This window comes from Methylocystis sp. S23 (assembly GCF_054106005.1).
The window spans coordinates 1542961-1565191 of the sequence record NZ_CM134185.1 but is presented as its reverse complement, the minus strand read 5'-3'; the positions used below and the strand labels follow the sequence as shown (position 1 = coordinate 1565191).

Annotated in this window: 17 protein-coding genes, 1 tRNA gene and 1 pseudogene; 8 read left to right on the top strand and 11 right to left on the bottom strand. The window is 66.2% G+C overall.

Annotation, left to right across the window (positions count from 1 at the left end):
- Nucleotides 1-56 precede the first annotated feature (56 nt).
- From ACV7JP_RS07750 to ACV7JP_RS07740, 3 genes and pseudogenes are all read right to left on the bottom strand, one after another.
- Nucleotides 57-1247 carry an efflux RND transporter periplasmic adaptor subunit gene (locus tag ACV7JP_RS07750; RefSeq protein WP_457798650.1) on the bottom strand — a complete coding sequence of 397 codons (1191 nt, stop codon included), beginning with the start codon at nucleotides 1245-1247 and terminating at the stop codon, nucleotides 57-59.
- A 422-nt stretch (nucleotides 1248-1669) separates the two neighbouring features.
- Nucleotides 1670-2401, bottom strand: a pseudogene (locus tag ACV7JP_RS07745) (outer membrane protein); the annotation flags it as partial.
- Nucleotides 2402-2599: 198 nt separating this feature from the next.
- Nucleotides 2600-3910 (bottom strand): replication-associated recombination protein A, encoded by a 1311-nt coding sequence (locus ACV7JP_RS07740; protein WP_457798649.1) that lies wholly within the window; start codon nucleotides 3908-3910, stop codon nucleotides 2600-2602.
- A gap of 191 nt (nucleotides 3911-4101) precedes the next feature.
- Here ACV7JP_RS07740 and ACV7JP_RS07735 point away from each other — a divergent pair, with 191 nt between their 5' ends.
- Entirely contained in the window at nucleotides 4102-4857 is a 756-nt protein-coding gene (locus ACV7JP_RS07735) for an AAA family ATPase (protein WP_457798648.1), read from the top strand.
- Between the two features lie 217 nt (nucleotides 4858-5074).
- Here ACV7JP_RS07735 and greA read toward each other — a convergent pair whose 3' ends face one another.
- Together greA and ACV7JP_RS07725 are read right to left on the bottom strand one after the other, a co-directional pair.
- Nucleotides 5075-5542, bottom strand: coding sequence for a transcription elongation factor GreA (greA, locus tag ACV7JP_RS07730; RefSeq protein WP_457798647.1), 468 nt, complete (start codon nucleotides 5540-5542; stop codon nucleotides 5075-5077).
- 151 nt (nucleotides 5543-5693) lie between these two features.
- Nucleotides 5694-6680, bottom strand: a complete 987-nt coding sequence (locus ACV7JP_RS07725) for an MDR family oxidoreductase (protein ID WP_457798646.1) — start codon at nucleotides 6678-6680, stop codon at nucleotides 5694-5696.
- A 370-nt stretch (nucleotides 6681-7050) separates the two neighbouring features.
- Here ACV7JP_RS07725 and ACV7JP_RS07720 point away from each other — a divergent pair, with 370 nt between their 5' ends.
- Nucleotides 7051-7461 (top strand): MucR family transcriptional regulator, encoded by a 411-nt coding sequence (locus tag ACV7JP_RS07720; RefSeq protein WP_457798645.1) that lies wholly within the window; start codon nucleotides 7051-7053, stop codon nucleotides 7459-7461.
- A 74-nt stretch (nucleotides 7462-7535) separates the two neighbouring features.
- On the opposite strand, the gene ACV7JP_RS07715 is transcribed toward ACV7JP_RS07720, so the two are convergent.
- Nucleotides 7536-7895 carry a TIGR02300 family protein gene (locus tag ACV7JP_RS07715; protein WP_457798644.1) on the bottom strand — a complete coding sequence of 120 codons (360 nt, stop codon included), beginning with the start codon at nucleotides 7893-7895 and terminating at the stop codon, nucleotides 7536-7538.
- A 174-nt stretch (nucleotides 7896-8069) separates the two neighbouring features.
- On the opposite strand from ACV7JP_RS07715, the gene ACV7JP_RS07710 reads away from it, so the two are divergent.
- From ACV7JP_RS07710 to ACV7JP_RS07700, 3 genes are all read left to right on the top strand, one after another.
- Nucleotides 8070-8143 (top strand) — tRNA-Gly (locus ACV7JP_RS07710).
- A 70-nt stretch (nucleotides 8144-8213) separates the two neighbouring features.
- Nucleotides 8214-8381: an SEC-C metal-binding domain-containing protein gene (locus tag ACV7JP_RS07705; RefSeq protein ID WP_457798643.1), complete on the top strand. Its 168-nt coding sequence runs from the start codon at nucleotides 8214-8216 to the stop codon at nucleotides 8379-8381.
- Between the two features lie 31 nt (nucleotides 8382-8412).
- Nucleotides 8413-8679, top strand: a complete 267-nt coding sequence (locus ACV7JP_RS07700; RefSeq protein WP_457798642.1) for a diacylglycerol kinase — start codon at nucleotides 8413-8415, stop codon at nucleotides 8677-8679.
- A gap of 54 nt (nucleotides 8680-8733) precedes the next feature.
- On the opposite strand, the gene ACV7JP_RS07695 is transcribed toward ACV7JP_RS07700, so the two are convergent.
- The 5 genes from ACV7JP_RS07695 to ACV7JP_RS07675 form a co-directional block, all read right to left on the bottom strand.
- Entirely contained in the window at nucleotides 8734-11064 is a 2331-nt protein-coding gene (locus tag ACV7JP_RS07695; protein ID WP_457798641.1) for a Tex family protein, read from the bottom strand.
- Nucleotides 11065-11162: 98 nt separating this feature from the next.
- Nucleotides 11163-12785, bottom strand: coding sequence for a hypothetical protein (locus ACV7JP_RS07690; protein WP_457798640.1), 1623 nt, complete (start codon nucleotides 12783-12785; stop codon nucleotides 11163-11165).
- An 8-nt stretch (nucleotides 12786-12793) separates the two neighbouring features.
- The gene (locus ACV7JP_RS07685) at nucleotides 12794-13255 is read right to left on the bottom strand and encodes a GtrA family protein (protein WP_457798639.1); all 462 of its coding nucleotides are present in this window, start codon (nucleotides 13253-13255) and stop codon (nucleotides 12794-12796) included.
- Nucleotides 13252-13878 (bottom strand): hypothetical protein, encoded by a 627-nt coding sequence (locus ACV7JP_RS07680; RefSeq protein WP_457798638.1) that lies wholly within the window; start codon nucleotides 13876-13878, stop codon nucleotides 13252-13254. The genes ACV7JP_RS07685 and ACV7JP_RS07680 overlap by 4 nt, the downstream gene beginning before the upstream one ends.
- The gene (locus ACV7JP_RS07675; protein WP_457798637.1) at nucleotides 13862-15859 is read right to left on the bottom strand and encodes a hypothetical protein; all 1998 of its coding nucleotides are present in this window, start codon (nucleotides 15857-15859) and stop codon (nucleotides 13862-13864) included. The genes ACV7JP_RS07680 and ACV7JP_RS07675 overlap by 17 nt, the downstream gene beginning before the upstream one ends.
- A gap of 663 nt (nucleotides 15860-16522) precedes the next feature.
- Here ACV7JP_RS07675 and ACV7JP_RS07670 point away from each other — a divergent pair.
- The 3 genes from ACV7JP_RS07670 (at nucleotide 16523) to ACV7JP_RS07660 (ending at nucleotide 22155) form a co-directional block, all read left to right on the top strand.
- Nucleotides 16523-19609: a helicase-related protein gene (locus tag ACV7JP_RS07670; RefSeq protein WP_457798636.1), complete on the top strand. Its 3087-nt coding sequence runs from the start codon at nucleotides 16523-16525 to the stop codon at nucleotides 19607-19609.
- Between the two features lie 338 nt (nucleotides 19610-19947).
- Nucleotides 19948-21360: a mannose-1-phosphate guanylyltransferase/mannose-6-phosphate isomerase gene (locus tag ACV7JP_RS07665; RefSeq protein WP_457798635.1), complete on the top strand. Its 1413-nt coding sequence runs from the start codon at nucleotides 19948-19950 to the stop codon at nucleotides 21358-21360.
- A 156-nt stretch (nucleotides 21361-21516) separates the two neighbouring features.
- Nucleotides 21517-22155 (top strand): phosphoribosylanthranilate isomerase, encoded by a 639-nt coding sequence (locus ACV7JP_RS07660; protein ID WP_457798634.1) that lies wholly within the window; start codon nucleotides 21517-21519, stop codon nucleotides 22153-22155.
- Nucleotides 22156-22231 lie beyond the last annotated feature (76 nt).

Below are 22231 nucleotides of genomic sequence, written 5' to 3'. Positions count from 1 at the left end.
GCCAGGGGGAGGGTTGGGGAGGGGATCCTTCACCTTGGCGGAGATCGTCCACGGCGTCACTCCTCCGGGATTTCGCTCTTGCCCGATTCGGCCTTCAGCACGAAGCTGTTCTCGGCGGCGATCGTCTCTCCGGGCGCGAGCCCCTTGGTCACTTCCACAGAATTTTCGTCGCCATCGCCCAATTCGACGGAGCGCTTCTCGAAACCGTCCTTCACCCGAACGAAGACCGTCGGCTCGTTATGCACGAGCTGCACCGCGGCGCGCGGGACAAGCACTTTCGCCGGGCTCTGCTCGATCGCGATCTCGGCGTTGAGCAATATGCCGGGATGAAGCGCGAAATCGGGATTTTTGAAAGAGGCGATGACATGCCCGGTGCGGGTCTCCGGCGTGATCATCGCGCTCACAATGGAGACCCTGCCCTCGAAGCTGCGTCCGTCCGTCCCCTTGAGGACGACCGGCTGACCGACGCGCACGCTGGCGAGGCTCGCGACCGGCACGGCGAGATCGGTCTCGACCTCGGAAAGATCGGCGAGGACATAGATCTGACTTTCAGCCGTCACCGGCTGGCCGAGATTGACCAGGCGCTCGATGACGCGGCCCTTGATCGGCGCGCGAATCTCTTTCTCCCGCAGCCGGGCGATGGGCTGCGAAGCGAGCGCGGCGATCTCGCTCTCCGAGAGATCCAGCGCGGCGAGCTTGCCGCGGGCGAGGTCGAGCCTCAGCCTCGCCTCGGTGAAGGTCGCCTTGGCTTTGAGAAAGAGCTGCTCGGCGGTGATCTTCTTCTCGAAGAGGCCCTTTTCGCGCTGGAAGAGCTTCGACTGCAGATCGTAATTGGCGAGCGCCGCGAGATATTCGCTCTTCGCGTCGGCCACTTCGCGCGAATCGATGATGGCGACGGTCTCGTTTTTCGCCGCCTCGTCGCCGAGCCTCTTTCGCATTTCGGCGACGACGCCGGACACTTTGGCGGCGACGCGGGCAAGACGGTCCGGGTCCGGCTTCACCGCCGCCGGCACGGTGATCTGGCGCTTGATGACGCCCGGCCCGGCTTTGACGAAGCCGATCCGCGCGGCCGCGATCTGCTCGGGGGAAAGCTTGATCAGGCCCTCCGCGGCGGGCTCAACGCTCGAATCCGTCGCGGCGCCGCTCGCCTCGCCGGGTCCGCGCATCTTGGCGAGAAGCCCCGGCAATGCGGCCCCAATGGCGAGGCTCGCCAGAATTGCGAGAAGGAGTGGCGCGTTGCGGGGCATCGATTCGCTGTGGGGCTTCAGGCGCCGCGGCGCAAGGCCCATGGAGGGTTAACATTGGCGGGACGCCGGCGCCATGGCCGGGCGCGGGCGCGCCGGACTTTTCCCCATGCGCCGCCAGGAACGATTCTTAACGCCCGCCTCTTGCCGCGTCTACGCCAAGCGGACGTCGCGACTGCGACAAAAGCGCTGAATCAAAAACAAAAAAGCCCGGCCATGAAGGCCGGGCTCGGGACGTTTCGCGGGGGAAACGGAACTTAGTATTTCGCCAGGACCGGAGCCGGCGCGCCAAACGGATTGAAGTGCCAGTTCAGGCCCGCGCGGACGGTGTGCCAGCGGAAGGCGACCGTATTGGTCGAGACGTTGAGGAGCGACGCCGGCGCGCCGAGGCCGAAGCTCGCGGCGCCGAGGCCCGTCTGACCGACGGTTCCGAGATCCGTGTAGAGATACTCGACCTTGAGCGACCAGGCCGGGAAGGCCAGCGGGGTCCATTCGACGCCGCCGCCCGCCGTCCAGCCGACGCGCGTGTCGGAATGCGTGGCGGCCGCCTGCGAGCCCCAGGCCGGCGGCACATTGTCGATGCGCGTATAGACATGCGCATATTCGACGCTGCCGTAAGCCAGACCGCCCGTGCCGAAGATCAGCAGGTTCGGATAGGACGGAAAGGTGAAGCCGACGCGGCCGCGGGCGGTGCCGAACCAGTCGACATACTGATTGGCGGTCGCGAAGCCCGAGGACGGAACGCCCCAGAAAGGCGAGAGATAGGCGCTCGCAATGTTCTGACGGGCGCGCAGGTCGGCGGCCTGGATGTCGGCTTCAAAGCCGAGAACCAGCCAGGGGTTGAACTGATAGTTGTAGCCGATCTGACCGCCGCCGAGGACGCCGTTCAGATTGACCGGCACGTTCCATAGGCCGATGGGGCCGTCGAAGAAGGGGCCCGCAATGTTCTGGGCCGCGATCTGACCGCCCTGCATGAGGTCGCCATTGCCGAAGCCGTAGCCGATGTTCACGCCGCCATAGAGGCCGGTCCAGGAGAAGGCCGGCGGCGGGGGAACGTAGACCGGCGGCGGGCCCTTGCGGGACGGGAGGTCGGCGGCGAGCGCCGAACCGGCGACAAGAGCCAGCGCAATGCCGGCGGCGACAGGAAATTTGGCCATTGTGACCCCCTCGTAAGAAAACCTGTTTTCCTTGCGGCTGTCGTCGCGGAAGCGACACCCGCCGTCGTGAAAAGACTTACGGCCGAACCTCGAACACGGTCAATGAAAAGGCGGGCTGAACAAGGCTTGTGCAGTGCGTTTGCCGCCGCGCGTGACAATTGCGCAACAGAATAGGCGCGGGCGATGACGCAAGGGGGGTTATTTGGAGTTGCGTTCGCGCCGCAGCCGCTCCCAATATTCGAGCCGCTTGGCGAGCTCGCGCTCGAATCCGCGCTCCACGGGCCGATAGAGCTTCTGCCGCTTCAGCGATTCGGGCCAGTAGTTCTGGCCGGAAAAGGCGTCCGGCGCGTCGTGGTCATATTCATATCCCTCGCCATAGCCTTCCTCGCGCATCATCCGGGTCGGCGCGTTGAGGATGATCTTGGGCGGCATGAGCGAGCCCTTCTCCTCCGCGAGGCGGCGCGCCTTCTTATAGGCGACGTAGCCGGCGTTGGATTTGGGCGCCGTCGCCACATAGATCAGCGCCTGAGCGATGGCGAGCTCGCCCTCCGGCGAGCCGAGAAAGTCATAGGCGTCCTTGGCGGCGTTGGCGATCACGAGCGCCTGCGGATCGGCGAGCCCGATATCCTCGACCGCCATGCGCACGATTCGACGCGCCAGGAACAACGGGTCTTCGCCAGCGTCGAGCATGCGCGCGAAATAATAGAGCGCCGCGTCCGGGTCCGAGCCGCGCACGCATTTATGCAGCCCGCTGATGAGATTGTAATGGCCTTCCTGCGCCTTGTCGTAAATGGGCGCGCGGCGCTGCACGACGTCCGCGAGCGCGGCGCGATCGAAGATTTCTCCCTCGCGCGCGGCGCGCCAGATTTCTTCCGACAAAGTGAGCGCGGCGCGTCCGTCTCCGTCGGCCATGGCGATCAGCGCCTCGCGCGCGTCGGCGTCGAGCGGCAGCTTCCTGCCTTCCGCTTCTTCCGCGCGCGCGAGCAGCTTCTCGATCGCTGGCGCGTCGAGCGCCCTGAAGGTCATCACGCGCGCGCGCGAAAGAAGCGCGGCGTTGAGCTCGAAGGACGGGTTCTCGGTCGTCGCGCCGATGAGCGTGATCGTCCCATCCTCCATCACGGGGAGGAAACTGTCCTGCTGCGCGCGGTTGAACCGGTGAATCTCGTCGACGAAGAGCAGCGTGCCCTGTCCCGTGGCGCGCCGCGCCCGCGCGGCGTCGAAGGTCTTCTTGAGATCGGCGACGCCCGAGAAGACCGCCGAAATCTGCGCGAAGGCGAGCTTGGTCTCATGCGCGAGAAGGCGCGCGACGGTCGTCTTGCCGGAGCCGGGCGGCCCCCAGAGAATGAGCGAGCCGAGCGCGCCTCCCTGAACGAGACGCGTGAGCGCGCCCGCGGGGCCGAGCAGATGATCCTGGCCGACGACCTCGTCGAGGCGCGTCGGGCGCAGCCGGTCGGCGAGCGGCCGCGGCGCCTGCGCGTCGAGCTTCGCGGTTTCAAAGAGGTCGGGCATCGGTTGCGATCGTTCGTAAACTTATTACTTGGCGTGGTCGACGTTGATTACCACCTCGACGCGGCGGCGACCAACGATTACCCTGCCGTCAAGTAAATGATTCGGCCCGGTAAGCCTGCGTATTGCCGAAAAACTGCGTTTTTCGCGTCGAAGCCCGCGACTAGAGCGGTGCAACAAACGGAACTCAGGATATGCGGACAATAGCTTTCATCACGCAAAAGGGCGGGGCCGGCAAGAGCACGCTGGCGAGCAGCGTCGCCGTCGCCGCGCGCGCGGCCGGAGAACGCGTCTTCCTCATCGATCTCGACCCGCTGCAGACGCTCGTGAAATGGTCGGGCGCGCGCGAATCTTCGGATATCGGCGTCGAGCACGTGCCGCCGAGCAAGCTCGCCAAGGCCATTTCGGCGCTCGAGAAGAAAGGCGTCACGCTCGTCGTCATCGACGCGCCGGGCCAGGACGGCGAGCCCGCCGCCGCCGCGATTCGCGCCGCCGATCTTTGCGTGATCCCCGCGCGGCCGAACGTCTTCGATCTCTGGGCGAGCGAGAAGACCCGCGCGCAGGTGAAGGAAGAAGGCGGCGACTACGCCTTTCTGCTCAATCAGTGCCCTCCCGCGCAGCAGAGCGCGCGCGTCGAGATCGGCGCCAAGGCGTTGCAGGCGATGGGCGGACTGCTCGCGCCGCTCGTGTCGGCGCGCGTCGATTATCAGGAGGCGGCGCGGCTCGGGCTCGGCGTGAGCGAATATAATCCCGACGGCGTCGCCGCGCAGGAGATGAAGGAGCTGTGGGGCTCGATCAAGCGCCGCCTGAAGCGCGCGCCGGCGAAGGCCGCTCCCGCCAAGCCGGCGACGGAGAAGGCCATCCCCGCGCCGAAGGCGCCGGCTCAAAAGGCCGTCGCGCAGAAGCCCGCCGCGGAAGCGCCGAAGAAACCCGCGAGAAAAGCCGCCTGAAGGAAAGCGCCTCACATGCTTTTAGGCGGAATCGCCTAAACGCGATCGTTTCTAAAGGTATAGAGCGCGCTCTCGCAGCCTGTGTCCCCGAGGATATTCGTCATTGCGAGGCGGCGCAGCCGCCGAAGCAATCCAGGGCCGTGATGACGCCTCTGGATTGCTTCGCTTCGCTCGCAATGACGGCGGGAAAGGCTAGAGCGCAGTTCGCGCGCTCCAACTAGGCGATCTCGACGATCCTGGCGCTGTGGTGGATCACCTCGACCTTGTCGCCGACGCTCTTGCCCATCAGGGCCTGCGCGAGCGGCGCGACATAGGGAATCAGGCCCTTGGCGGGATCGGCCTCGTCCTCGCCCACGAGCCGGAACCGGCGGCGCTCCCCGCCTTCGAGCTCTACGACCACCTTATGGCCGAAGCGGACGACGGAATGATCGGCGATGGCGCGCACGACCTCGGCGCTGGCGCGTCGCGCGGTCCAGTAGCGCAGATCGCGCTGGGCGAGCGCGAGCGCATGCTGGTCGTCCTTCGACGTCGCCGCCTCGATCTCGCCGTGAAGCCGCGCCAGCGCGTCGTCGATCTGCCGCAAACCCTCCGGCGTCACCAGATTGCGATGCGGACTGACCGGGCGATCGGGCAGATCCTCGCGCGGATTGTCATCGTCCTGTTCCTTGGTGAAAGCCGAACTCATGCGTCCTACCTTTGCGCCGCAATCTGCAAATGACGAGCGGCCCATAAGCTTGCTGTCGCACGGGCCGCTCGAGAGACATTACAGGCGGGCGGGCGAAAGTCGAGAATGCGCAGCGACGCTGCGACAACGCGGCGCGGCTCTCGCGCGTCGCTCAAGGCATCTCAACGACGACCCGCCCGCGTATCTTGCCCGTCACGATCGCGCGCGCCCTCTCCAGCGCCTGATCGAAGGGCGTCACCTCACACATGGCGTCGATCGTCGCCGCGTCCAGATCCGCCGCGATTCGAGCCCAGGCCTCGCGGCGCAAGCCGATTCTCGGGCGCACGGCCTCGACGCCGAGCAGCGAAACGCCGCGCAGGATGAAAGGCGCGACGCTCGTCGGCAGATCCATCCCGCCGACATTGCCGCAGGCCGCGATCGCGCCGTCGAATTTCGTCTGCGCGAGCAGATTGGCGAGGGTGACGCCGCCGACCGAATCGACGCCCGCGGCGAAGCGCTGGGACTGCAGCGCCTTGCCGGGCCGGGAGAAATCGTCCCGCGCATGGATTTCGCGCGCGCCGATGGATTTCAGATAGTCGGCCTCGGCGACGCTCCCCGTAATGGCGGCGACGCCCCATCCCGCCTTGGCGAGAAGCGCGACCGCGAAGGAGCCGACGCCCCCGGAGGCGCCGGAGACGACGGCGAGCCCATCCTGCGGGGTCAAGCCGTGACGCTCCAGCGCCAGCACGCAGAACATGGCGGTGAGGCCCGCCGTGCCGACCGCCATGGCGCGCGCGGGCGTAAGCGAATCAGGCAGCTTCACGAGCCAGTCGCCGGAAAGCCGCGCCTTTTGGGCGAAGCCGCCGTAATGCGCCTCGCCGATTCCGCAGGCCGTGGCGACCACGACGTCGCCCGGCGCAAAGCCGTCATGGGTCGATCTCGTCACGCGCCCGACGAGATCGACGCCGGGGATCATGGGAAAGCGCCGGACTACGGGCCCCTTTCCGGTCACGGCGAGCCCGTCCTTGTAGTTGATCGCCGAATACAGGACGTCGAGATCGACGTCGCCCGGCATGAGCGCATCCTCGTCCATCATGACGTATCCGGCGCTGTAACGCTCTGAATCCTTGTCGATCAGGACGGCTTTGAAAGAGGACATGCGCGCTCCAAGTTGATCGGGCGGTTTGATTGGGGACGTTACTCCTCAATAGGCGGTTCGGAGAGCCTCATCTAGGCGGCCCGCGAGGCGATCCGGCCGGGCGGCCTGCGTTAAACTTAGGATTGCTGGTTTCTCGGAGTTCCTTCGTGTTATAGGGCGGCTCGCAACATTTGTATCGAATTCTGATCGGAGGCAAAAAGAACCAATATTTCTTGCTGAAATGGAAACGCTGAGATATATTATAGAGTAATCCTCGCCCGTTCGACCAAGCCTCCATCGTAATCGGTTTTGCTCGAGCATTTTGAAGCGGCGACGCTTTCGCGAATAGACGCACAGTCTATCCGGGTCACACAAAGGCAACAGGCGCACTATGACCGTCACCAACAATATCGAACTCGCCGCGGACATCGTCTCCGCCTATGTCAGCAATAATTCCGTCCCGGCGGGCGATCTTCCGCAGCTCATCAGCGAAGTTTACAACGCGCTGCTGCGGGTCGGCTCGAATGTCCCGGCGGCGCCGGCCGAGCCGCCCAAGCCGGCCGTGGCGGTCAAGCGCTCGGTGACGAACGACTACATCGTCTGCCTCGAGGACGGCAAAAAGTTCAAATCCCTGAAGCGCCACCTGCGCACCCAATATGGGCTCTCGCCGGAAGAATATCGCGAGAAATGGGGCCTGCCCGCCGATTATCCCATGGTGGCGCCCAATTACGCCAAGGCGCGCTCCAATCTCGCCAAGCAGATGGGTCTCGGCCAACAGCGCCGCCGCCGCGGCAGCAAGTAAAAGCTCTCGACAAAGCGGAAACCCGCGGCGCCGGGCCGCGGGTTTCTTTTATTTGAGGCTCTGAAGGCCGCGGCTCAGCCTTCGTCGTCGCTTTCTATGTCGCCGTCGATGAGGCCGGAGACGTCGTCCTCGCCCTCTTCCTCCTCGAGGAAGGTGTCGTCATCGCCCGCGTCGTCGATCTCCACATCGTCTTCGACGTCAATGGTCTCCGCCGCGGATTCCTCGGCCTCGACCTCCTCGAGCGACACCGTGTCGGCGCTCTCCTTCTCGATATCGCTCTCATCCTCCTCGACGCGGGCGGCGGCGCGGCTGAGCGCGGCGACCTGGAAGACCGTCCCGCATTTCGGACAGACGATCGGGTCCTTGTTGAGATCGTAGAATTTCGTCGCGCAGGACTGGCATTGACGCTTGGCGCCGAGTTGGGGTTTAGCCACGGTTCGTTAATCCTTGCGAATGAAGCAGCGTGGGAACGCCCGCCTTGATGATTGACCGTCGGGCGCTCGGGTTAGTGGGCTCCGGCGGCGCTGTCAAATGGATAAATGCGCGGGCGCGCGCGGACTGATTCGGCCATTGCAAAGCGCCGCGCGGATTGGCATAAAAAAGGGCGCGCGGGTGTAGCTCAATGGTAGAGCAGCAGCCTTCCAAGCTGAATACGAGGGTTCGATTCCCTTCACCCGCTCCAAATTTTCCCGAAAAATTTATGGAGGCGATCATGTCGGCCGATTTCGAGAATCTCGCCTGCTTTTGAGCGAATGTCCAAGCGCCGGAAGGGCTTCAACTCCGAGACCCATGTGAAGCGGGGACCGAGAATCATCCATGGCGACAAGGAGCTCGTGGAAAAACTCGGCCGCGCCGACCCCTGTCCCTGCGGCTCGGGCCGAAGCTTTCAAACGCTGCTGCCTGAAGTCGGGCCGCTATGACGGCGCGGAACGAGACCATTACTTTCAGAGAATGAGCAAAGCGAGCGGCTCGCCGCAATATAGTCCCGCCGTGAAGAAGGCTAAGGACATCGCCGCCGGCGCCGTGCTGCTGGCGTCCATCGGCGCGGCGGCGATCGGCGCGCGCGTCTTCGTCCCCTTTCTCGTCGAAAAACTCAGCGGCTACCGTCATCCAAATTGCCGGCCTTCTCGCCTATGCCTCCCGCCGTCATTGCGAGCGGAGCGAAGCAATCCAGAGCCCTCGTCACGGCCCTGGATTGCTTCGCTTCGCTCGCAATGACGATGGAAAACGGATGCCCTCCGGGAAGCCCGTCAATTCGGAAGACACAGGCTGCTAGCGCCCGCCCTTCTGCTTCATGGCCGCGAGCAGCGCTTCGCCCAGCCCGCCCGGCGCATTGGCCGCCGGCTTCGCCCCGCGCGGCGCGGCGAATTGCTGGGGGCCGCGCGGCCGATTGGCGTCGCGGCCCTGGCCGCCGCCTTGTCCCGTCTTGGCCTGCTGGCCCGGCGCGTCGTCGAGGCGCATGGAGAGCGAGATGCGCTTGCGCGGCGCGTCCACCTCCATCACCTTCACTTTGACGATGTCGCCGGGCTTCACGACGCTGCGCGGGTCTTTGACGAAGTCCTTCGACATGGCGGAGATGTGCACCAGCCCGTCCTGATGCACGCCGATATCGACAAAGGCGCCGAAGGCCGCGACATTGGTGACGACGCCTTCGAGCGTCATGCCGGGCCTCAGATCGTTCAGCGTCTCGACGCCCTCCTGGAAAGTCGCGGTCTTGAAGGCCGGGCGCGGATCGCGGCCGGGCTTCTCCAATTCGGCGAGCACGTCGGTGACGGTCGGAACGCCGAAGGTCTCGTCCGCGAATTGCGCCGGCCTCAGCCTGCGCAATTCATTCGCATTGCCGATGAGCGACCGGATGTCCGTCTTCGCCGCATCGAGAATGCGGCGCACCAGCGGATAGGCTTCGGGGTGCACGCCCGAGCGGTCGAGCGGATCGTCGCCGTCGATGATGCGCAGGAAGCCGGCGCTCTGCTCGAAGGCTTTGGGCCCGAGGCGCGGCACGTTCTTCAACGCGGCGCGCGTGCGAAAGGGCCCGTTGGCGTCGCGATGCGCGACGATATTCGCCGCAAGCGTTTCGCCGAGGCCCGACACGCGCGCGAGCAGCGGCGCCGAGGCCGTGTTCACGTCGACGCCGACGGCGTTCACGCAATCCTCCACCACCGCGTCCAGCGCGCGAGAGAGCTTCATCTCCGAGACGTCGTGCTGATATTGCCCGACGCCGATGGATTTCGGCGTGACCTTGACAAGCTCGGCCAGCGGGTCCTGCAGACGCCGCGCAATGGAGGCGGCGCCGCGCAGCGACACGTCGAGATCGGGCAGCTCCTTCGAGGCGTATTCGGAAGCCGAGTAGACCGACGCGCCCGCTTCCGACACGACGATCTTGGTGAGCTTCAATTCGGGATGCTTCGACATCAGCTCGCCCGCGAGCCTGTCCGTCTCGCGCGAGGCCGTGCCATTGCCAATGGCGATTAATTCGATCTTGTGCTCGCGCGCGAGGCGCGCCAGCGTCGCGATCGATTCGTCCCAGCGGCGCTGCGGCTCATGCGGATAGATGGCCGTCGTCGCGACGATCTTGCCCGTGGCGTCGATCACCGCGACCTTGACGCCCGTGCGGAAACCGGGATCAAGGCCGATCGTCGCGCGCGCGCCGGCCGGCGCGGCGAGCAGCAGGTCGCGCAGATTTTCGGCGAAAACGCGGATCGCTTCTTCTTCAGCGAATTTCCACAGGCGCGAGCGCGCGTCGACCGAGAGATGCAGCTCGATCTTGGTGCGCCACGCCCAGCGCGCCGTCTCGAGCAGCCATTTGTCGCCGGGCCGGCCGCGATCCTCGATAGCATAGCGGCGCGCGATGCGGCTCTCATAGCCGCCTACGCCGGGCTCGGCCTCCGGCGCCATTTCGAGCTCCAGCATCTCCTCCTTCTCGCCGCGAAAGAGCGCGAGAATGCGATGGGAGGGCAGCTTGGAGATGGGCTGCGAGAATTCGAAATAATCGGAATATTTGACGGCCGCCGCCTCCTTGCCTGCGCGCGGCCTGGATTTCAGCACGGCCTCCCGCCAGTGAGTCTCGCGCAGCGCGCCGATGAGATCGGCGTCCTCGGCGAAGCGTTCGACGAGAATGGCGCGCGCGCCCTCCAGCGCCGCCTCGGCCGTCGCGACATTCTTTCCGGCGTCGACAAAGCCTTCCGCCTGCGCCTTCGGGTCCTTCTCGGGCGAGGACAAAAGCGCGTCGGCGAGCGGCGCGAGGCCCGCTTCGATGGCGATCTGCGCCTTGGTGCGGCGCTTGGGCTTATAAGGCAGATAGATGTCTTCGAGGCGCGCCTTGTTGTCGGCCTCCATGATGACGCGCCTCAGCGCGTCGTCGAGCTTGCCCTGGCTCTCGATCGATTCGAGAATCGCCTTGCGGCGCTCCTCCAGCTCGCGCAGATAGCGCAGCCGCTCCTCGAGCTTGCGCAATTGCGTATCGTCGAGCTGACCCGTCGCTTCCTTGCGGTAGCGCGCGACGAAGGGAACTGTGGAGCCGCCGTCGAGAAGGCCGATCGCGGCCTCCACCTGCCATGGTTTCGCCGAAAGTTCCTCGCTCAGCCGCTCGACAATTGATGTCATTGACGACGCCTCTCTCGAATTGAAGGAGGGAGGCTTGTAGCCAAGCCCGGCGGGAGAAGTCAAAGACCCCGTCCCGCCCGGGCTTCGTCACACACAGATCACTTCAGCCGCTCCTCAAGAAGAGGATGGTCCGGCCAGCATTTCCGATCTTCGCGCGACAGCGGCTCCGCCCGTCCGGGCGACATCAGCCAAGCGGGGATCGACTCGGCGCGCGCGAGATAATTGCCCGGCGCCGCCGTCGTTTCATTCTTTCTCCAGGCCGTGAGGAAATTGCAGTCGCTGACGCCAAAGCTTGCGGTCGCCATCGCCGTCCTGGATTCGATGATGGGCGTCGCCGCCGAAACCAGCACGATTGTCGATATGGCCGTCGCAAAGCGACCGTTGTCGCGCGGCGTCAGAACCGCGATTCGCGCGAAGGCGAAGGAAAGCACGAAGAGCGGCGCAATCGACGCGCGCATCGTGAAATCATTGTAGAGGCCGATGCTATAGACGGGCAATATGAGCAACAGGCCGAGCGCCAGCGCCAGCAGGCGACGGTCGCAGGGCTCGACGATCCTCCAGGCGTAGAGCACGATCGCCGCCTGCGGAATTTCCACGAGGACATGAAGCAGATAGCGCGGGAAAAAGCCCTCGCGCAGGACCAGCCATTCCTTCATCACGCCGCCATTGTCGATCATGAGGTAGACGGCGACCGGCAGGAAGCAAAGGCTGCTCGCGACCGCGATCAGGGTCTCGCGCCCGAACAGACGGCTTGGGAAAAGCGCCATCGCGAAATAAGCGAGGAAAGGCGCCGCGCCCATCACGGCGAGCGGCGACCAAAGGACCGTCGCGGCGAAGGAGACGGGCAAGATCGCAAACGCCACGGCGCCGCGCACATAGAGAAGCGAGAGAATCCCGAACAGCCAGCCCGGCGCCATGTGGTTCGGCGCCCAGAAGAGCAGGGCGAGGTGGCTCGAATACTGCAAGCGAATATCCGAGAAATATTCGCCCCACCATTCGATGTGATCGAAGGGCATGAAAGGCTCGCCCTTGATCGTCTCGGCCGCCTCGGCGATGAGGACCGGCAAGACGTCCAGTCCGCTGAAACCGATGAACACAAGCAGAACCGCCGCCTTGTTGGCCTTGGCGAGGCTGGCGACAAAATAGCAGATGGCGCCGACGATGGTCGCATTCTGGGCGAGCAGCGCGAGATGAGCGGCGTAGAGTCCGGACATGCGGCCGACGAGGCTGGGCAAAAGATACATGCCGAGCGGCGCGCGCAACATATAGAGCGTCTCATCGTTTTGATAGGAAACGGCTGCGCCGTTGCGCACGAGATCGGCGAGGACGGCGTCCCGGACGAGCCAGTCGCGCATCGAATAGAAAAAATGGCCCTGGCCGCCGAGCATACAAAGCCCGAGACCCAGACACAGGGAAAGCGCAAGCGTCGTCGCGTTCACCGGCTTCGCAAGGAGCGCGTTCGCCGACCGCGCGCGCCAAGCCGTAACGGCGGCGCCCACGCAACCCGCCCAGACCAGCGCGGCGGCCGGCCATTCCATCGACGCCGCGAGTATCGCATTCGGCAAAATGAAGAGGAGGACGATAAGCCACAGCACGTCGCCGTCGCTCGGTCTCCGCGCGACGGCAAGCGATCGAGAACCGGCGACGGAATGGACGCCGTCCTCGGCGGCGGGCGTCGAGGGAGAAAAACATGCGACCCGGCCGAAAACGTTGACCGACATTGCTAACCTCATCTTTGAGCCTGCGCGGCGACGGCCGAGAAGACGAAATCGCGCATGAGCGCATAGCTCATCGCCGCGATGAACGGCGTGAGCGCCATCGCCCCCAGCGCCGGAGCGAGCCCCGCCCATTCGAGCGCGCGGAGCCCGGCGGCGTTGATCCAGAACAGTCCGAAGTAGACGCCGACGAAGCGCATGAGCAGGCGCGGATCGGACGAGCCGAATACAAGCCGCCCCGTCGTGCGGAAATTGAACAGGACGCCGAGAATCCAGGAGATCGCCAGGGAGAAGACTACATGCCCCGTCAGGCCGAGGACGATCAGGAAAGCCGCATAGTTGAAGAGCGTGTTGACCCCGCCGACGAGCAGGAACTTCAAAATGCGGGCGTCGATCCTCGGCGCGAGCGCGCGCCAGGGGCCGACGAAGCCGCGCTCTTTGAAAGAGCGCCCCGGCGGGATCGCTTCATCTTTCATTTTGACTCCCCCGGATCGCCATATGCTGGCGATTTGCCGCGTCCGACGAAACGCGGATCGCCGCCAAAGACGCCGGACATTGCGCGCGCGGTCTTCATGAAGGCGCCGCCTTGCGGGGTGAGCCGCCATCCCGAGGAGGCGCGCTCGAGATTGCCGGAAAGCTCCTGCTCCCGGATGCGCCGGTCGATCTGCGCCCAGTCGCTCACATAGACGCGCACAAAGGCGTCGCGCGCCTCCTGCTCCGTCAGCGGACGGTCCGCGGCTTCGAACCGCGACAGCATGAAGACCGAAATTGAGCGGTCGACCGTTATCGGACCGAGAACGAAGGCGGCGAAAAGAAGCGACGTCGCGACGATCGCCGCGCCCAGCGCATCGGCGCCGTCGAGACCGAAGCGGCGCGCGACCCGCGGCAGAGCCGCGATGAAAAACGCCAGCAAGGCGAGAAATACGAGGCCGAGAGCGCCGACGCCGCGATAGAACATGATCCCTGGACCGAAGGCGGCCGACGCCGCACGCAGCAGAGCGACGAACAATGCGCCGCCGATGAGCGCGGCGAGCGCATAAACGAAAATGAGAGCGATGGCGCGGCGCAAAACGGCGCGCGGCTCAATTGCCGTCGTCATGACGCGATCCGTTCATGAGGTAAATTCGGAAATTCGGGTTGGCGTAATCGGCCGTTGCGCGCGCGGTCCAGCCTTCTGGCGCGGCGAACGCCGGATCATGCGAGGAGACGACCAGCGCCGCGATGTTGAATGCGCCGGCGCGCCGGCGCGCTTCATCGAGCGGCAAGCTTGTATCGGCGAAAATCGGCGCGAGCTCGGCGATGCGCGCCTCGACGCCTGCTCGCGGCGCGCCGAAGAGCCGGCCATTATGGCGGTCGGCGACGGCGGTGGGAAATCGACCGTAAAGGCCGTAGCCATAAGCGCGTCCGGCTTCCGGACGCGCCTGCACGACGGCGCCGCGCGGAAGATGCGCGTCGAGCCACGCCCAGGCCGCCATTTCATCGGCCAGAGTCGCGCGCATATGTTCATGCGGAAAGAAAAGGCGCATCTGCGCGACCGCGGCGCCGACCGCCGCATAGGCGAAGGCGAGGCAGACTCCGGCGACGACCCCGACACGCCCCTGAAACAAAAGGCCCTGGCGAAACGCCGCCGCCGTCCAGATCAACGCCGCGAATTGCGCGAACAGCATCGCGCGCCAGCCGAGATCGTTCAGCAAAATCGTCGATTCCACGAAAGAGCCGATCAGGAACGAAGCGGCCGTCAGGCAAAGCAACAACAGCCCAAGCTCATCGGCGTAGCCGCGCCTGCCGGCCTTTCGCCAGAAGACATAGGCGCCGAGAACGAATATTCCGAAATCGACGAGGTAGAACAGCGGCATCGAGGCGCCGCGATACAGCGCGCCGGCCGCTTCCGAGCCGGCGGCGATGTCGATCCACTCGGGACCGCGCAGGCGGAAGCCGATCGGGGCGGAATCGCCGCTTCCCAAACGCGGCGACAGGGTCAGGAGCCAGGGCGTCGCCAGGGCGAGCGCCGAAAGCCCCGCAAGGACGAGTCGCGCCGCTTCGGCGCGCCGGCGGCGCCACAGCAGCGAGAAAAGCCAGAATCCCGCGCCGAGCGCCGCCGGCATCGCCACATAGACGGACTCGCCCGCCATGGAGGCGAAGGCCAGCGCCGCCAGCGCCACGCGCCGCCAGTTTTCGCCGGGGCTCGTCAACGCGATGAAGCCGACAAAGGCGGCGTTCAGCGCCGCGAGGTGATGCGGCACCCACATCACGCTGCTGAACCAGGAAGTGACCTGCTCGTCCCAGTCGCTGAAATGCAGAAAGAGAAAATCAAGCTGGCCGTCCTTCGCGAAATAAAGCGTCGCGAGCGGAAAGAAGTCGAGCCCCGTGGCGAACAACAGCGCGAGAAGCGGCCAGTTCGCGGCGCGCGGCTTGTCTCCAGCCGCCGCATCGGCGCCGCCGCGCCGCATGACCGCCTGCGCAAGCGCGAAAAGCGCAAATCCCATCAAAGGCGCGCTGGCGTAGACGGCATGGCGCGCCGCGATTCCGAGCGGCGCGCCGAGCGCGGCCACGACGGCCGGCAGCGTATAGAAGAGGTAATAATAGGACATCGCCCGGCCCGGCTCGTAAAAGGTCGGATTCCAGGGCGGCGCGCCGGATTCGGCGAGCGACCATGTCGCGGCGGCATGTTTGACGTAATCGACCGCGAGCAGCGAATGCTGCAAGTTCCCGACGCCCGGCATGTCGACGACGAGCGCGATTGCGCCAAGGGTCCAGACCAGCGCGGCGACGATCCATCCCGGATGAGGCGCCGAGTCGGCTGCGCCTTTGCGCATCAGCGCCGGCGCGCCGAGCGCCGCCAGGGCCAGCGCGGAGAGCGTCATCGCCAAAGGCCCCAGCCGGCCCGCGAGGTCGAGAGATATGGGAAGGCACCCGAAGCCGCAGATCAGGGCGACGCCGAGGCGTTCGAGACGCGACCCTTCGGAGAAACCGGGAAACCGCAGGCGCTCCGCGAAAGCGGCCCCGCCGCAGGAGACGATCGTCGACAATAGAACAAAGGCCGCGAGCGTCGATATGATTTCCGAGAGGGCGATCGCCATTGCGCGTCCCGAGGCGTTCCAATTCCAAAGGCGTCGCGCATTATGGCCTTCAGGAGCTTAAGGCCGTGTTTAACGAAAGGAAGGGCGGCGGGCGCCTCTCGCCGCGCGGCGTTAACCATATTTCCCCTGTCGGCGTTGTCTTCGACCGATGCGGCCACGCGCGGAGCCGACGCCAATATCGGACAGTTTCGTTAACGGCGCGGCCAATATGGGCGTCCGCGCCGCCGCTTCCCCGGCGCGCCCGGCGAGATGAAGCGGCGCGCTCGCGCGCGGCCCACAAGATCGGCCCCGGAACCGTTGCGAACGCCGCTCGACTCCTGATTCGTGCATGCTGCGTTCGCGCTTGGGCCGGAACGTTAACGCCCGCCTTTCGCAAGGCGTCAAAATACCCTTTTCCGGCGGTTGACAGGCCGCGATGCGCCGCTTTCCCGTCATCGAGCGCCCGTTCCCCGTTGAATCCCAGCGTTAGTTAAAGACCACGATAGAGATACTATATATGGGGCGAACAGAGCATGACTCGTTGCGAGTCAGCGATTCGGCCGCGATTCGTTCGCGCGCTGTTCAAGAGGTAAAGTCGCGCGCCGCCGAAAGTTCCTTTATGAGACGGCGGCCCCCTAATTTGCCGGCGGCCAGGGTCAAGAACGAGAAGAAGCGACAACGTCCATGCCGCCGCTCCCGCCTGGAAGCCGCGCCGCCGCCCAAGGGGTCGCGGCGGTGCTCGGCCCCACCAATACCGGCAAGACGCATCACGCTATCGAGCGGATGCTCTCCTTTCCGACCGGGCTCATCGGCCTGCCGCTGCGGCTGCTCGCGCGCGAGGTCTATAATCGCGTCGTCGCCAGGGTCGGGAGCGAGGCGGTCGCGCTGATCACCGGCGAGGAGAAGATCAAACCCCGCGCGCCGGCCTATTGGATCTCGACCGTCGAGGCCATGCCGCGCGACGTCGACGTGGATTTCCTGGCGATCGATGAGATCCAGCTCGCCGCCGATCTCGATCGCGGCCATATCTTCACCGACCGGCTGCTGCGCTGGCGCGGCCGGCAGGAGACGCTGCTGATCGGCGCCGGAACCATGGAGCCGATGATCCGCGCGCTTTTTCCCGGCGCGCCGATCTTCGCCCGCCCGCGCCTGTCGCGGCTCGCTTTCGCGGGCGACAAGAAGATTTCCCGCCTGCCCCCGAAGACGGCCATCGTCGCCTTCTCGGCCGAGGAGGTCTACGCCATCGCGGAATGGATCAAGCGCCAGAGGGGCGGCGCGGCCGTGGTGCTCGGCGCCCTCTCGCCCAGGACGCGCAACGCCCAGGTCGAGCTCTTCCAGTCCGGCGACGTCGACTATATCGTCGCCACCGACGCCATCGGCATGGGCCTCAATCTCGACGTGGATCACGTGGCCTTCGCCTCGGACCGGAAATTCGACGGCTGGCGCCACCGCCGGCTGACCCCGGCGGAGTTCGGCCAAATCGCCGGGCGGGCGGGCCGGCATATGAGCGACGGCGCTTTCGGGGCGACGGGGCGCTGCCCGCCTTTCGAGGAGGAGCTGATCGAGCAATTGGAGGACCATCGCTTCGATCCGGTCCAGCTCCTCCAATGGCGCAACAGCGATCTCGACTTTTCCTCGATCGCCGGGCTGACGAACTCGCTGGAGAAGACGCCGGACCATCCCCGCTTCGCCCGCGCGCCCGTCGCCGTCGATCAGCTCACGCTCGAAGCGGTGCGCCGCGACGAAATCGCGCAGCGCAACGCCAAGACCCCGGCCGACGTCGCGCGGCTGTGGGAAGCCTGCCAGATCCCCGACTACCGCAAGACCTCGCCGGCGGCCCACGCCGACCTCGCTTTGTCGGTTTTCGGCTTTATCGCGAGACGCGGCAAGATTCCGGCCGATTGGATGGCTAAACAGATCGCCGCCGTCGACCGGATCGACGGCGACATCGACACGCTCTCCAACCGGCTTGCGCAAGTGCGCACGGTGAGCTTCATCGCCAACCGATCCGGCTGGCTCGACGACGCCGAGCATTGGCAGAGCGACGCGCGTCGGGTAGAGGACAGCCTGTCCGACGCGCTGCACGCCCGTTTGACGCAGCGTTTCGTCGATCGCCGCACCAGCGTGCTGATGCGCCGTCTAAGAGAGAAAGCGATGCTCGAAGCCGAAATTAACGCCGCCGGAGACGTCCTGGTCGAGGGGCAACATGTCGGGAGCCTGCAGGGCTTTCGCTTCACGCCCGATCCCGGCGCGGCGGGGGAAGCCGCCAAGGCCCTGAACGCCGCCGCCCAGAAGGCGCTGGCCGGCGAGTTCGAGGCGCGCGCCACCCGCGTCTTCGACGCGGTGGACGACGCCTTCGTGCTGGGCAATGACGGCGTGATCCGCTGGCTCGGCGAGCCGGTCGGCAAGATCACGGCCGGGCCGACCGTGCTGACGCCGGCGACCCGCGTGCTCGCCGACGAGCAATTGACCGGCGCGGCGCTCGAAAAGGTTCAGAACCGCCTCAATCTCTGGCTCGCCCAGCATGTGAAGAAGCTGCTCGGGCCGCTCGAGACGCTCGAAAAAAGCGAGGGGCTCGAAGGCGTGACGCGCGGCGTCGCCTTTCAGATCGCGGAGGAGCTCGGCGTTCTCGACCGCGCCCGCGTCGCCAAGGAGGTGAAGGGCTTCTCGCAGGAAGACCGCGGCGCGCTGCGCAAGCTCGGCGTGCGGTTCGGCGCCTATCATATTTATCTCCCTCTGCTCCTGAAGCCGGCGCCCCGCGCGCTCGCCTCGCTGCTATGGGCGCTCCAGCATGGCGGGCTCGACAATGTGAAGGGGCTCGAGGAAGTGCCGCATCTCGCGGCGTCCGGCCGCACCTCCTTCGCGGCGGACCCGTCGATCCATAAGGGCTTCTATCGCGCCGCCGGCTTCCGGGTCTGCGGCGAGCGGGTGGTGCGCGTCGACATTCTGGAGCGGCTCGCCGACCTCATCCGGCCGGCCATCGCCTATAAGCCGGGCGTCACCGCCGGCGACCCGCCCCCCGGCGCGGCGGATGGCGAGGGATTCGTGGTGACGGTCGCGATGACCTCGCTCACGGGCTGCTCCGGCGAGGCCTTTTCCTCGATCATGAAATCGCTCGGCTATGTCGCGACCCAGCGGCCCGGCCCGGCCATCACCGCGCCGCTGATTCCGGCGGCCGCCATGGAGCCCATCGCGCCCAAGCCGGCATCCGAGGAGGCGGCGGCGGTCGAAGAGCCGGCGGCCGGGGAGACGGCGGCCGAGCGGACCGAGGAGCCCGCCGCCGAAATCGCGGCCCCGGCCGAGGCGGAGATGGAGGCCGCGCCCGCCGCAGAAGCGCCGGCCGACGCGGCGGAGACGGGCGCCGAAGCGGCCCCGCCGGAGGAGAACGCCGCCGAGCCGTCGGCGACGATCGAGGTTTGGGCTCCGCAGCGCCACGCCCATGCCGGCGGCCCGCGCCGCCACGGCCCCCCGCAGCGCGGCCCCCGCGAAGCGGGAGCCGACGGCGAGCGTCGCGGGCCGCGTCGCGATCGCCCGCGCCCGGCGGAAGCCGGCGCCGCGCCGGAAGGCGGCGCCGCGCGTCCCGCCGGCCGGCCGGACAAGCCGCGCTTCGACAAGCCGCGCTTTAGCGGCCCGCGCGACGACAATCGTCGCGGCCGGCCCGGCGGCGGCTTCAACGCGCCCGAGAAACGCGAAAGGCAGCCTGATCCCGATTCGCCCTTCGCCAAGCTCGCCGCGCTGAAGGCCGAGCTCGAGAAGAAAGGCAAAAGCTGAGGAAAAGCGCCGGAGCGCGGGCTTCGCCCCAGGTCAAATTCTTGACAAGAAGCGGGCGCAATGGGGTTTTCCTTTCCCGCCGCCGCCTTTGCGCGCGGGGATGCTGCAGAAAGCCCGCGCTTTCTTCGCGAATGATCGCTACGATCGACGACGAATTTGATTTTATGCTCGCCTGAGAAGGTCCTTGGAGCGCGCGGCGAAAGGCGAAAAACCGGTTTTTCGCGGGAAGCGCGCTCCGCATTTTGGAATTGGTCGCGTCTTGTGCGATGGGGCGCCGCCGCCCCATCGCGGCGTGATTCTGGGCGACCGGGAGTCGCGAAGGGCTCGAGGGGAACCGAATGAGAAAGATCCTGCCCGTCATCATGTGCGGGGGCTCGGGCACGCGCGTATGGCCCGAGTCGCGCGAGACCTTGCCGAAGCAGTTCATTCCGCTCGTGGGCGAGCGCTCGACCTTCCAGACGACCATGGGCATGCTGGCGGATCCGGCTTTCGAGAAGCCCGTCGTCATCTCCAATAGCGACTATCGCTTCCTCATCGCCGACCAGTTGCGCGAGATCGGCATGCAGGCGGACATCGTGCTCGAGCCGTCGCGCCGCGATTCCGGCCCGGCCGTCGCCGTCGCCGCCGGCCTCGCCGCGCGCCGCGCGCCCGACTCCGTCGTCGTCGTTCTCGCCGCCGACCATGTGGTGCGCGATCCCGCCGGCCTTGTGGAGCTGTGCAAAAAGGCGGGCGAGGCCGCCGCGGAGGGCTATATCGTCACGCTCGGCGTGAAGCCGGACAGCCCGGCGACCGGCTATGGCTATCTGCGCCCCGGCGCGCCGATCCATGAGGGCGGGGAGGTGCTCAGGCTCGACGCCTTCGTCGAAAAGCCCGACCGCGAGACGGCGCAGCGCTATATCGACGCCGGCTATTTCTGGAACAGCGGCAATTTCATCTTCCGCGCCGACGTGATGCAAAGCGAGATCGCGCGGTTCGAACCCTTCATCGCCGAGGCCGCCGAGGCGGCGATCGACGCCGCGGCCAAGGATCTGGGCTTCTGCGTGCTGAACGCCGAGGCCTTCGCCCGCGCGCCCAAGAAGTCCATCGACTACGCCGTCATGGAGAAGACCGACAAGGCCGCGCTCATTCCGGCCGACATCGGCTGGTCGGATGTCGGCACCTGGCGCGCGGTCTGGGAGCTTTCGGATCGCGACGAACAGGGCAATTCGGTTCGCGGCCATGGCGTGGTGATGGACGCGAAGAACGTCCATGTGCGCTCCGAGGAGACGCTTACCACCGTCGTCGGCGTCGACGACGTCATCGTCGTCAGCACCCAGGACGCCGTTCTCGTGCTCAGCCACGAGCATGGCGACAAGGTGAAGCATCTGGTGGACCGACTCAAGACCGAGAACCGCCGCGAGGCGGGCGCGCATAAGCGCATCTTCCGGCCCTGGGGCTATTACCAGTCGATCGACGAGGGCCAGCGCTATCAGGTCAAGCGCATCGTGGTGAAGCCCGGCGAGCGCCTCTCGCTGCAGAAGCACTTCCATCGCGCCGAGCATTGGATCGTGGTGCGCGGCACCGCCGAAGTCGGCCGCGACGACGAGATCCATCTGGTCCATGAGAATGAATCGATCTATCTGCCGATCGGCTGCAAGCACCGGCTCATCAACCCCGGCAAGATCGATCTGGAGCTGATCGAGGTGCAGACCGGCTCCTATCTCGGCGAGGACGACATCGTCCGCTTCGAGGACGCGTATAATCGCGGATAAACGGGACGGCCTCGTCCTTCGAGACGCGAGCTTCGCTCGCTCCTCAGGATGAGGCCTTGCCTTTGCGCACTGAAAAGGAGCCCCTCATGCTGAGGAGGCCCCTTAGGGGCCGTCTCGAAGCATGAGGGGCGTCACCACGAGCCTGGAGCCAGGCCCTTGTCCACCCTCGTCAAAATCTGCGGCCTCTCCTCCCCGGAGACTCTCCTCGCGGCCATCGCGGCCGGCGCCGACATGGCGGGCTTCGTCTTTTTCGAGAAGAGCCCGCGCCATATCGATCTGGAGACGGCGCGCACGCTTGGGCTGATGGCGCGGGGCCGCGTTGCAAAGGTCGCCCTGACCGTCAACGCCTCGGATGAGGCGCTGGAAGAGATCGCCGAAGCGCTCGCGCCCGAATTGCTGCAGCTTCATGGGGCTGAGAGCCCCGACCGCGTCCGCGCGGTGAAGGCCCGCTTCAAGCTCCCCGTCATCAAGGCGATCGGCGTCGCGACGGCCGCGGATGTCGAAGGCGCGAAGGCCTATGAGGGCGTCGCCGACATCCTGCTCTTCGACGCCAAGCCCGCGCCCGACGCTTCCGTTCCCGGCGGCGCGGGCGTAAGCTTCGACTGGGATTTGCTGCGCAATATCGGCGCGAAAAGCTGGATGCTCTCCGGCGGGCTCGACCCGGAAAACGTCGCGGAAGCCCTGCGCCGCACCTGCGCGCCGGCGGTCGACGTGTCCTCGGGCGTCGAGCGCGAGAGGGGGGTGAAGGACGCGGGGAAGATCAGGGCCTTCGTCGAGGCCGTCCGATCGCTTTGATTTGCCGCCCGAAGGCTCTAAAGGTTCTTCCCAGCAAGACATCGGCGGTCGCTCCGCACCGCATCGAGGAAACCCA